We start from the raw sequence: 11,198 nt of genomic DNA, 5'->3' as shown, positions 1-11,198 counted from the left end.
GAGGCGGTGCCTCTTTCGCGGTCATTGTGTGAGGAGAGTCCTATGGCGAAGTCCAAAGCCGCTGCTGCTGCGCCTGCCCTCCAGGGCGATGTCCCGGGCCGCCTTGCTGGCAAGATCGCGGTCGTGACCGGCGCGGCCGGCAATCTCGGCGGGCATATCGTCACGCATTATCTTGCAGAAGGTGCAACCGTCGTGATGACGGGCCGCACCCCGGAGCGCACGCAGGCGGCGGCCGAGGCGCTCTTGAAGGCGACCGGCGCGGACCCCTCGCGGCTCGCCTCGGTGGCCCTCGACGGCGGCGACATCGCCTCGGTCCGGGCGGCGATCGGTGAGGTGGTGAAGCAGTTCGGGCGGATCGACATTCTGGTCAACAACGCCGGGAGCGCGGGCCCCAAGCAGCCGATCGAGAACCTGCCGCTTTCGGCGGAGGAGCTAGCCGAGCTCCGGAAGCGCGGCAGCACCGACGGCGAGACCGTGGGCGATGCCCTGCGCAACATCTTCGGCGTCGCCTTCAACGTCGCGCGGGTCGCGGCCGAGCACATCCCCGAGGGCGGCTCGATCATCAACGTCTCGACCATCTTCAGCCGCACGCCCTATTTTGCGCGTGCCGCCTATGTCGTCCCCAAGGCGGCGATGAACGCCTGGAGCCGCGAATTGAGCCTCGAGCTCGGACCCAAGGGCATCCGGGTGAACCTCGTCTACCCCGGCCCGATCGAGAGCGAGCGGATCCGCACCGTCTTCGCCGCGATGGACACCGCGCGCGGGGACGAGGCGGGGACCACCGCGAACCAGTTCTTCGACATGATGAGCCTTGAGCGCGCGACAGGCGGCAACGCGAAGGCCAAGACCTTCCCCACGCCCGAGGACATCGCCACCACCTGCGTCTTCCTGGGCAGCGATGAATCCGCTGCCTACAACGGCCACGATTTCGAGGTCACCCACGGCATGACCGTGCGCAAGGAGGAGCGCGCGACCTATCTCGCGCGGCCCACGATGCGCTCGATGGACGGCACCGGCCTTGCCGTGCTGATCGCGGCGGGCGACGACTGGGAGGAGGCGCTCGAGATCGCGCAGGTGCAGCTTGCCTGCGGGGCGCAGGTCCTGCTCGGCCTGCCGCGCGCCGCCGACGTCGCCATCGCCGAGAAGCGCTGCGCCGCGATGGGCCTGTCCGACAAGCTCAGCATCATGCGCTTCAACCGCAAGGACCCGGCGGGAATGGAAGAGGCGCTGGAGGAATATACCCGCCACGGCACCCCCGTCAGCGGCGCGCTGTTCCTTCCCGCGCTGGGCGCGGGCGAGCTGGCCGGTGCGCTCGCCGAAGCGGGTGACGGTGTGGTCGAGGCGCTGATGGATGCCGAACTGGCCGGCAACATGGCGCTCGCGCGGACCATGAGCCGCTACTGGAAGCGTCACGATAATCTGCTCCAGCCGCCGCGCTTCGTCTTCGTCAGCCACAAGGACGACGGGAAGGGCAACGTCTACAATCACATCCAGCGCGCCGCCACGGAACAGCTCATCCGCATCTGGCGCGACGAGAGCGCGATCGACACCGCCCACGGCCGCCGCCGGCAGGCGGAGTGGGGCAACCAGATCGTGCGCTTTACCAATGCCGAAGCCGGGAACATCCGCTTCACCGCGGGCCATGCCGCGCGCATCCTCTTGAAGGAAAGCAAGCTCGGCGAGATCACGCTTTATGTCCCGGCGAACATCGGCGAGGCGACCGGAGCGAGGAAGGCGATGCCCGGCTTCTCCGAGAACATCACCGGGCTGCACCTCGGCAAGGTCGCGCTGATCACCGGCGGTTCGGCCGGGATCGGCGGGCAGGTGGCGCGGCTGCTGGCGCTCGCGGGCGGCAAGGTCATGATGGTCGCCCGCCGCGAAAGCGAACTTGCGGTGGCGCGGGCGCGGATCGTCTCCGAACTCGAGGACATCGGCTTTGCCGGTGTCGAGCGCCGGGTGCAGACCCTCGCCAATGTCGATGTCAGCAATTTCGAGAGCCTGAAGGGCGCGGTCGACGCGACGCTGAAGGCCTTCGGGCGGATCGACTACCTCATCAATAACGCAGGCGTGGCGGGCGCGGAGGACATGGTCGTCGACATGACCGTCGATGCCTGGAACTACACGCTCGATGCGAACCTCGTGTCGAACTACTTCCTGATGCACCACGTCGCGCCGCTGATGAAGGCGCAAGGCTCGGGCTACATCCTCAATGTTTCGAGCTACTTCGGGGGCGAGAAGTATCTCGCGGTGGCCTATCCCAACCGCGCCGACTATGCCGTGTCCAAGGCCGGGCAGCGCGCGATGGTGGAATCGATGGCGCGCTATCTCGGGCCGGAGGTGCAGTTCAACGCGATTGCGCCGGGGCCGGTCGATGGCGATCGCCTGTCGGGCACCGGGGGCAAGCCGGGGCTGTTCGAGCGGCGCGGCAAGCTGATCCTCGAAAACAAACGCCTCAATGCCGTCCACGCCGCCGCGATCAAGGCGATCCGGCGCGGGGTGCGGGTCGAGGCGGTGCTGGCGCGGCTCGCCCGCAACGACACCGTCAAGATGAGCCACGACACCAACAACCCGCGCGAATTGCGCGAACTCGCGCTGGCCTGCGCGCGTGAGGGTGACGGCACCTGCACCTGGGACCAGTATCTCCTGACCCCGCAGATCGCCGCCGCGCTGGTGGCGCGCCTCAGGCAGGCGGGCCTGTTCCTCGACGCGCCCGAGTGGAACGATCGCCCGGCCACGGCCGAGAGCGACGGCGACTGGCTGCTGCGCGTGCCGCCCGAGGACGCGCCCTTCCTTCCCGCCGACAAGATCGCCATCGAGGCCAACAAGGTCGGCACCGGGGTGCTCTCCAAGCTCTACCTCGGCAAGATGCCGACCGAGCACGACGTCGCGCAGGCGACCGTCTTCTTCCTCGCCGACCGTGCCGTCTCGGGCGAGACCTTCATGCCCTCGGGCGGGCTCTCCGTCGAACGCTCGACGACCGAGCGCGAGCTGTTCGGAAGCCCGAAGCAGGAACGGCTCGACCAGATGCGCGGCAAGACCGTGTGGATCATCGGCGAACATCTCGCCGATTACCTCGCCGAAACCGCGCGTGCCTTCATCGAGGATTGCCATGCGGCCAACGTGGTGCTGATCACCCGCACCGCCGAGGGCTTCGAGGCGATCAAGGCGCAGCTCGAGCGCGAGACCGCCGAGGCGCTCACCTCGCTGGTCGTCACCTCTGACATCGAGGCCGCGATGGACGAGGCGCTGATGGCCTGGGGCAAGCCGACGACGATCCTGTCCACCCCCTTCGAGGCGCTGCCGGGCAAGCTGTTCGACACCGCCGATCCGCTCACCCCGGAGGAGTTCCGCAAGGTCGTGGAGTGCAACCTCACCCACCACTTCCGCGTCAGCCGCCGCGCGTCCCTCTACGATGATTGCCAGCTGGTGCTGACTTCGCCGGATGTGCCGATGGGCGACAAGTCCCCGGCCTTTGCCCTCGCGAACTTCATCAAGACCACGCTCCACGCGTTCACGGCCACCTTGGCCGTGGAGAACGAGCGGCTGGTGCATGATGTGCCGGTCAACCAGATCAACCTCACCCGCCGGGTGCAATCGGAAGAGCCGCGCGATCTCGACGAGCATCTCGAAGAGGTGCGCCGCTTCGCCCGCGCGGTGCTGCTGGTCGGCGCGCCGCTGCCTGACGCGGAGGATTCGCGCTACCGCGCTCGGATCTACCGCGGCATGTCGATGACGGTGTGAGGCGGGGGTAGGGGGCATGATCCAGTACCTGCCCTTCGAGAAGCCGATCGAGGCGCTCGACAAGCACGCCGCCGAACTCGCCGCCCATGCGGAAGGGACCGAGGAGGCGCGGATGCTGGCGATGCGGGCGGCGAAGCTGCTCGAGGACACCTATGCGCGCCTCACCCCCTGGCAGCGCACCCTCGTCGCCCGCCACCCGCAGCGCCCCCGCTTCGAGCGGCTGGTGAAGGGACTGTTCAGCGAGTTCCTGCCCATCGCCGGGGACCGCACCTTCGGCGAGGACCAGGCGATCATCGGCGGCTTCGCGCGCTTCGAGGGGCGGCGGGTGATGGTGATCGGCCATGTGAAGGGCGAGGACACCCCGGGGCGCCTTCGCCACAATTTCGGCATGGCGCGGCCCGAAGGCTATCGCAAGGCGATCCGGTTGATGGAGCTCGCCGACCGCTTCGGCCTCCCGGTGGTGACGCTGGTCGACACCCCCGGCGCCTTCCCCGGCGTCGATGCCGAGGCGCGCGGGCAGGCCGAGGCCATCGCCCGCTCCACCGAAGCGTGCCTCGCCCTGGGCGTGCCGCTGATTGCGGTGATCATCGGCGAGGGCGGCTCGGGCGGCGCGGTGGCGCTCGCGGCGGCGAACCGGGTGCTGATGTTCGAGCACGCGGTCTATTCGGTGATCTCGCCGGAGGGCTGCGCCTCGATCCTGTGGCGCAGCGCCGTCCAGGCCGAGACCGCGGCCGAGGCGATGAAGGTGACGGCGGGCGATCTTCTGAAGCTCGGGGTCATCCACCGCATCGTTTACGAACCGCGCGGCGGTGCCCATCGCGATCCCGCCGAGACGGTCAAGCGCCTCGCGCTCGCCCTGCGCGCCGAATTGGACAGCCTTGCCGCCATGCCGCCGGACGCGTTGCGCCGCGAGCGCGAGGCATTCTTCCTGCAGCTCGGCTAGGCGCGCGCGGCACACCTCCTGCCCCGCGCCCGCACAGCACAGAAGCCAGGCGCGCCGCCTGGCCAGTGCCGGCAAGGCCGAGCTTGCGCGCAGCCCCCGCCACCGCGGCGCGCCCATGCAAGGCAGGCCCGCCCCATCCGCCTCTTTTTCCACCCCCCGGGCAATCCTGTTGACAAGCCCCCGAACCCATCGCTATTCGCGCCCTCCTACCCAGCCGGACGGCGATGCGACCCGCCCGGCACCGTGCCCAGATGGCGGAATTGGTAGACGCACCGTCTTCAGGTGGCGGCGCTCGCAAGGGCGTGGAGGTTCGAGTCCTCTTCTGGGCACCATTTGTTCTTCTCAGAACATCCCGAAAAATGTATGAAAGCCGCAGAAATCCAAGGGAATTGGCCCTTGGATGGTCTCGGATCGTCCCAGCAAATCCCGGGCTTTCCGAACGGTTTTGCGGGCCTTTTGCGGGCTCATGTGAAAACCACATTGAGGAAAAGGCCCACACATGGCGCTGACCGAAAACAGGCTTCGGACGTTAAAGCCAAAGGACAAGTCGTACAAGGTCGCCGACCACCGCGGCCTGTATATCGAGGTCACCCCGTCAGGCGGCAAGCTGTGGCGATTCCGCTACCGGATCGGCAACGTCGAGAAGAAGCTTGCGATCGGCCCTTACCCCGAGATCAATCTCAAGCAGGCGCGCAATGCCGCCGATGCGGCAAGGCATTCGGTCGCCGAAGGTGGCGACCCCGCCTTCGAAAAGCGCAAGAAGAAGATCCGCGATGAGTTCCTGTCGGCCCAGACCTTCGAGGCGGTGGCGCGGGAATACATCGAGCAGATGATGGTCAAGAACGGGCTTGCCCAGGCAACCCTTGTTAAGGCGAACTACTTCCTCGAGCAGCTGACGCCAGCCATCGGTAATCGCCCGATCCATGACATCGAGCCCTTCGAAGTGCTGGCGCCCCTCAAGCGGCTCGAGGCGACGGGTAAGCACGAAACGGCGAAGAAGTGTCGGTCGTTTGCCGGGCGCGTGTTTCGCTACGGCGTTGCCACCACCCGCTGCAAATCCGATCCCACAGCGATGCTAAAGGGCGCGCTTGTGACGCCGCGGGCGCAGCACTATGCCGCGATCCTCGAGCCAAAGGAGCTCGGCGGTCTCTTGCGCGCCATCGATGACTACACCGGCTACCTGGTCACCAAATACGCCCTCCAAATCGCGCCGCACGTGTTCGTGCGGCCGGGCGAGCTACGCCACGCCGAGTGGCGCGAGATCGATCTTGAGGATGGAGTCTGGAAGATCCCCGCTGGGAAGATGAAGGCTCGCCGGCCGCATGCGGTGCCGCTCTCCAAGCAGGTGGTCGGCTACCTCACCGAGCTTGCCAGCATGCTGGGGACCGACGGCTACGTCTTTCCCTCGGCCCGCAGCGGCATCCGCCCGATGAGCGAGAACACGCTCAATGCAGCGTTCCGGCGCATGGGCTATTCGAAGGAGGAGCTGACCGCGCATGGCCTCAGGGCCACCGCCTCAACCTTCCTCAACGAATCGGGCCTGTGGAATCCTGATGCGATCGAACGGGCGCTCGCACATGGCGACAGCAACGTCGTGCGCGGCATCTATCATCGCGGCAAGCATTGGGACGAGCGGGTTCGAATGGCGCAGTGGTGGAGCGACTACCTCGATGAGCTGCGCGAAGGGAAAAAGCGCCAGGCTGCATAGGACGAAGGGATCGCTTCAAGCCACACAGGAGTAGAGGCTGAGAGCCAGGGTGACCAAGGTCGCCGAGGCAAGCAGTGCCACCTCGATCCTGATTGCCCACCGGGCGAGCCATTCCCGCATGCTGCTAGCGCCTCAATTCGCGCGCGTCTTATCACGCAATTGCCTGTAGCGCTCAGCGATGGCTTCCCAAGTCGCAACGCCTGCCTCGTCACCTTCGGCAGCGAGGCGCTCAACTTCGCGTGCGATATGGTCTAATCCGTTGTCGCCGTGGTTGCGCTCAACCCAAAGTGCAGCCGCCCAAAGTTCCTGGTCGCGGGTTAGCACCACGGCTCGCGCCGTCCCGACCAAGTTCGGGCAAGGCCTTCACTGACGAGCTGGTCGCCCAGCGATCGGCCGCCACGGATCACCACTCGAAGCTTTCGACCAAACCGGTCTTCATCGCGGCCGCCAATCGTCCGGAGCTCGAAGGGTCCGACATTGAGCAATTCGACTAGGCGATAGGTTGCCTTCATCCCGAGCTGATACTCGCGGTCGCACTGGGGCTGGCCGATCTCAGGTGTGTCGATGTCGGCGATGCGGATCTTGACCCCATCGAGCCAAAAGGTGTCGCCATCCACCACGCAGGTCCGCCTGACCGAGCCGCATATGCTGAATTGAGCAGAAGCCCCCGCTTTGATGAGCGTTGGGCGCGCCTCAGACGCCTGGAGGCTCAGCGCAGCGGGCTCGGTAACCGGTCCAAACCAATTAATCGCCAAGGCACCTGCCGTAGCGAGGATCGAAAACAAGCCCAAACCCAAGAGCATTCCCTTTCGCAGATTGATTTGCCCCCGATGTGATCGGCGCTTCGCTTCAGGAAGTGGGCCGCGTGACTTCTCCCGCCAGTCTGAGGTTTATCGCAAAAGAGTGGCAGGGAAAGCGAGTAGGAAAAAATTCCCATGCGCGTCAACGCCATGCGGCAATCGAGCGCCATCTGTCGAGAACCGCGCGAACATACTCGGGTGTCTCGCCATTCCTCGGTATCCCGCGCGCTTTGGATACCGCGCCGGGCCCAGCATTATACGCAGCAAGCGCAAGATGGACGGCCTCAAACCGGTCCAGCATTTGCCGCAAGTATCGCGCTCCGCCATCGATCGAAGCCATAGGGTCATGACGGTTCATGACACCGAGTTCGCGCGCAGTCCCTGGCATCAGTTGCGCGAGCCCTGCTGCCCCCGCTCGGCTGACAGCCATCGGGTCAAACCGCGACTCCGCCCAGATCAAGGCGCGTAGCAAATTATCAGGGAGCTGATACCGCCGCTCAGCGTCGGAGATCGCGCGGGCGTAAAGGTTCTCGCGATAGGATACATCGCTCCGAACGAGAACTCGTGCCGGTGACAGCCCAATCGGGGGCAGGCCCGGTGGCGGAGCGGTCAGCTCGGGCTCAATCCTGGGCGTGGCATGTTGGTAGAGAACGAACTCATTTGCCAAGGACTGCGCCGAAAATGGGGCTGTCGCTCCAAGGCAGACGATGATCGCCTTGATGTGAGGTACGCCTTTGATCACCGGATGTGTCCTCTTGCCACGACTCGTATGAGAACATATGATGAACATGTGGCTGTAGGAAAGCGTGCGCTGGACTGCAGGTAGAGGAGAGGATCGCAATCGAGGGGGCAACTTGGCGTGCTGAGGAGCCTATCTTGTCCATCCCCTTGCAAACCGATCATGGCCACTCTCTTGCCGACACCGCTCGCCGCATCTGTGAAAGCCGCGGCGGCAAATGGTGCGGTACGAAGGGCATGGCATGTTGTCCGGCCCATGATGATCGAACCCCCTCGCTTGGGGTGACCCTCGGCCGAAAGGCAATCCTGTTTCACTGCTTCGCCGGCTGTGACCAGCAGAGCGTGCTCGCGGCTCTCGCAAGGGAAGGCGTCGATGCACCAGCCCTCTTCGCAGGGGGTTCAGAGCCAGTTGCGCCTCCCTCGAGCAGTGTACGCAGATCATCAATGGCAGCGCTCAACATTTGGCGGGAGGCCACGCCCCTGCCTGGGAGCCCAGCCAAGACCTACCTTGAAGGTCGCGGTATCCTGGCTGCTTCTCCGGCACTGCGTTTTCATTCGCGCACTCCGCTCGGACCGAAGGGCCAGACGCGGTTTATTCCGGCCCTCATTGCCGCAGTCAGTCTCGACGAAGGCCCAATCGCGATCCACCGCACGTTTCTGGCACAGGATCTGAGCGGCAAAGCCGCCTTCGCCAAACCCAAGCGGGCGCTCGGAACCTTGGGCGCGGCCGCAGTTCGCCTGTTCGCTCCTATCAACGGCCAGTTGGGGCTCGCGGAGGGCATCGAGAGCGCGATGGCGGCTTATGCGCTGACCGGCGTCCCGACCTGGGCGACCCTCGGGAACGAGCGCTTCGGCCTTGTCGCCATTCCTGAGAGCGTGACCGAATTGCACCTCTTCGTTGACCACGACGATGGCGGAAACCTCGCCAGGGAACGTGGCGTGGCCGCATACGCCGCTGAAGGGCGGATCGTTCGTATCCGAAGACCGTCGGCTGCCGGCAGCGACTGGAATGATGAGTTGCAGGAGTGGCTGCGCCGCAAAGCGACGCAATGAGAGGAGAGAGGGCTTCTTGATGTGCGGCTCACAGGCCCGTGAGCTTTAAACCGCATCAGGAGACTACCCATGATCCAATCAATCCCGCTCAAGAAGCTCGCCGCCAGTCCGAACAACGTTCGCAAATCAAGCGATCCCGCAGCCGATGCACAGCTCAAGGCTGACATCGCTGCACGCGGCTTGCTGCAAAACCTCGTCGTTCGGAAGGCAGCGCGTGGCAAATTCGAAGTCGAGGCCGGCGGGCGCCGCCTAGCAGCGCTGCAAGCGCTCGCTGCTGATGGGGCAATCACTCCCGATCAAGAGGTCACATGCCTGGTGATCGAAGGCGAAGAGAGCGAAGTGCGCGAAACCAGCCTCGCAGAGAACTTCCAGCGGCTCGCCATGAACCCCGCAGACGAAGCGCAGGCCTTCGCAGCGATCATCGAAGCGGGTGCCAGCGCAGAAGAGGTTGCACGACGCTTTGGCCTAACCGTCCGCTTTGTCGAAGGTCGGCTCCGGCTTGCTGCGCTCGCCCCTGACATCTTCGAGGCGCTCGCAGCCGGCGAGATCACGCTCGACATGGCAAAAGCCTATGGCGCGATCTCCGACACCGATCGTCAGGCACAGGTGTTCGCCGAGCTGCAGAACGCGTGGTATCATATTACGCCGGATACAATCCGGCGCATGGTGCTCGACGCCTCTGTTCGCGGTTCCGACCCGCGCGCCATCCTTGTCGGCCGTGACACCTACCTGGCCACCGGGGGCCGCATCGAGCGTGAGCTCTTCGATGATGATGCCAGCGAAAGCTGGATCGACGTCGGCCTGCTCGAGAACCTGGCTCATGCGGCGATGGAAGAAGCCGCAGCCCGAACGGCGAATGAACTAGGGATTGGATGGGTCCGGCCGACACTTTCCAACTACGTCGGACACGACCTCGTCGGAAGCTTGCGCAGATTACCCTCCGAGCCCGCCCCCCTGACCGAACAAGAAACACAGGAACTGACCGCGCTCGAAGCCGACTACGATCGCGTGGCCGCCATCCTGGAAGATGAGGAAAGCGACGAAGAAGAAATCGGGAAGGCCGAGAAGGAACTCGTGGTGATCGATGAGGCTATACGTGCCCTCAACGAACGCACTCCCGTGCTGGCCGAGGAATTGAAGCCCGACGCCGGCGCCTTTCTCGTTCTCTCCCGCAGCGGAGAACCGCAACTCGTCCCGCAGTTTTACACCGATGTTGTGCTCTCGAATGAGGGCGAAGGCGCAATCGAAGCGGTCGCTGAAGAGGGACAAGCGAAGCCCAAGAGCAGTGCGCTTTCGCAGCGGTTGCTTGACGAGCTTGCCATGCAGCGGCGGGACATCCTTGCCGTCCACCTCGCCAAAAACCCTGCTCTTGCTTTGGACTTCATGGTCTTCACGCTCGCCGATGCCGACCAGCATGACTGGCGCGCGAAAAGAGCCTCAACGCTTGTCGGATCCGTCGCGGCGGGCCCCGTCTCTGGCTTCGAGGCCAAGGATGCACCTGCGACTGCAGCAATAGCTGAGTTCGTCGGGTCACTCGATGAAACATGGCGCTCTGGCGAAACCGAGGTCGATCGCTTCATACAGTTTCGCGCGCTGTCGGAGGAAGCGCGGTCAGCATGGCTCGGCCATGTCGTGTCGCGGACAATTATCGCAAGCCTCGCCTTCGGGCGCGAGCGCTCTGTTCCGCTCCACGAGACCCTTGCTTCTCTGCTCGAAATCGAAACTGCGCATTGGTGGCGGCCGACCGCAGCGAACTATTTCGACCGTGTGCCGAAGGCGCGCATCCTGGAGGCGCTCGACGCTGTCGGCGGGCCGGACCTGGTGACCCGCTATGCCGGTTCGAAGAAGTCCGAACTCGCAAGCGCGGCCGAACGGATCTTCTCGGGGAACTTCATCGGCGAGGCGGGGAGCAAGGAGCGTGCCCTCGCTTGGGTCCCGGACCTGATGAAATTCGCTGCTCCTTCCGAAGCGGCGACGATGGCCGATGCCGACATTTTGAATTCGGCGGTCGATGAGGTGACCGAAGAAGCAGCCTGACCCTCTTGACAGGTAGTGCTCTTTCGGCTGGCGGCCTGTTCTTCTTGGACAGGCCGCCATTTCTCGATTTGTTGCTAGGGCGATTGCCCCGCTGTCCATGCTCTGAAGCCTTGGGTTGCCTTGACTGAAGATGATGCTGAGCCTTTGCACTGTTCCGTTCAGCAGCTAAACATAGTGG

Annotated in this window: 8 protein-coding genes and 1 tRNA gene; 6 read left to right on the top strand and 3 right to left on the bottom strand. The window is 64.8% G+C overall.

Annotated features, from left to right (window positions below):
* The first annotated feature begins 42 nt into the window (after positions 1-42).
* The 4 genes from OPU67_RS07025 (at position 43) to OPU67_RS07010 (ending at position 6,392) form a co-directional block, all read left to right on the top strand.
* Positions 43-3,741 carry an SDR family NAD(P)-dependent oxidoreductase gene (locus tag OPU67_RS07025; RefSeq protein ID WP_267618658.1) on the top strand — a complete coding sequence of 1,233 codons (3,699 nt, stop codon included), beginning with the start codon at positions 43-45 and terminating at the stop codon, positions 3,739-3,741.
* Positions 3,742-3,757: 16 nt separating this feature from the next.
* Complete coding sequence (locus OPU67_RS07020; protein WP_267618657.1) at positions 3,758-4,684, top strand: acetyl-CoA carboxylase carboxyltransferase subunit alpha; 927 nt, start codon at positions 3,758-3,760, stop codon at positions 4,682-4,684.
* 245 nt (positions 4,685-4,929) lie between these two features.
* Positions 4,930-5,016 (top strand) — tRNA-Leu (locus OPU67_RS07015).
* A gap of 167 nt (positions 5,017-5,183) precedes the next feature.
* Complete coding sequence (locus OPU67_RS07010) at positions 5,184-6,392, top strand: tyrosine-type recombinase/integrase (protein ID WP_267618655.1); 1,209 nt, start codon at positions 5,184-5,186, stop codon at positions 6,390-6,392.
* Between the two features lie 132 nt (positions 6,393-6,524).
* Here OPU67_RS07010 and OPU67_RS16370 read toward each other — a convergent pair whose 3' ends face one another.
* The 3 genes from OPU67_RS16370 to OPU67_RS07000 form a co-directional block, all read right to left on the bottom strand.
* Positions 6,525-6,716 carry a DUF6961 family protein gene (locus tag OPU67_RS16370; protein ID WP_420708972.1) on the bottom strand — a complete coding sequence of 64 codons (192 nt, stop codon included), beginning with the start codon at positions 6,714-6,716 and terminating at the stop codon, positions 6,525-6,527.
* The gene (locus tag OPU67_RS07005) at positions 6,710-7,195 is read right to left on the bottom strand and encodes a thermonuclease family protein (RefSeq protein ID WP_267618653.1); all 486 of its coding nucleotides are present in this window, start codon (positions 7,193-7,195) and stop codon (positions 6,710-6,712) included. Before OPU67_RS07005 ends, OPU67_RS16370 begins: the two co-directional genes overlap by 7 nt.
* 139 nt (positions 7,196-7,334) lie before the next feature.
* Positions 7,335-7,982 (bottom strand): lytic transglycosylase domain-containing protein, encoded by a 648-nt coding sequence (locus tag OPU67_RS07000; protein ID WP_420708971.1) that lies wholly within the window; start codon positions 7,980-7,982, stop codon positions 7,335-7,337.
* Positions 7,983-8,374: 392 nt separating this feature from the next.
* Here OPU67_RS07000 and OPU67_RS06995 point away from each other — a divergent pair, with 392 nt between their 5' ends.
* Complete coding sequence (locus tag OPU67_RS06995; protein ID WP_324255351.1) at positions 8,375-8,983, top strand: DUF7146 domain-containing protein; 609 nt, start codon at positions 8,375-8,377, stop codon at positions 8,981-8,983.
* 69 nt (positions 8,984-9,052) lie between these two features.
* Complete coding sequence (locus OPU67_RS06990) at positions 9,053-11,020, top strand: ParB/RepB/Spo0J family partition protein (RefSeq protein ID WP_267618652.1); 1,968 nt, start codon at positions 9,053-9,055, stop codon at positions 11,018-11,020.
* Positions 11,021-11,198 lie beyond the last annotated feature (178 nt).

The organism is Erythrobacter sp. WG, from assembly GCF_026586795.1.
Taxonomy (GTDB): Bacteria; Pseudomonadota; Alphaproteobacteria; order Sphingomonadales; family Sphingomonadaceae; genus Erythrobacter.
The sequence above is the reverse complement of the archived record's forward strand: the minus strand, read 5'-3'. Positions and strand labels throughout refer to the sequence as shown.

What these genes read in the sequence shown, in the direction of transcription:
- OPU67_RS07025 (WP_267618658.1), top strand. Translation starts at nt 43, where the DNA reads ATGGCGAAGTCCAAAGCCGCTGCTGCTGCGCCTGCCCTCCAGGGCGAT.
- OPU67_RS07020 (WP_267618657.1), top strand. Translation starts at nt 3,758, where the DNA reads ATGATCCAGTACCTGCCCTTCGAGAAGCCGATCGAGGCGCTCGACAAG.
- OPU67_RS07010 (WP_267618655.1), top strand. Translation starts at nt 5,184, where the DNA reads ATGGCGCTGACCGAAAACAGGCTTCGGACGTTAAAGCCAAAGGACAAG.
- OPU67_RS07005 (WP_267618653.1), bottom strand. Translation starts at nt 7,195, where the DNA reads ATGCTCTTGGGTTTGGGCTTGTTTTCGATCCTCGCTACGGCAGGTGCC.
- OPU67_RS07000 (WP_420708971.1), bottom strand. Translation starts at nt 7,982, where the DNA reads ATGTTCATCATATGTTCTCATACGAGTCGTGGCAAGAGGACACATCCG.
- OPU67_RS06995 (WP_324255351.1), top strand. Translation starts at nt 8,375, where the DNA reads ATGGCAGCGCTCAACATTTGGCGGGAGGCCACGCCCCTGCCTGGGAGC.
- OPU67_RS06990 (WP_267618652.1), top strand. Translation starts at nt 9,053, where the DNA reads ATGATCCAATCAATCCCGCTCAAGAAGCTCGCCGCCAGTCCGAACAAC.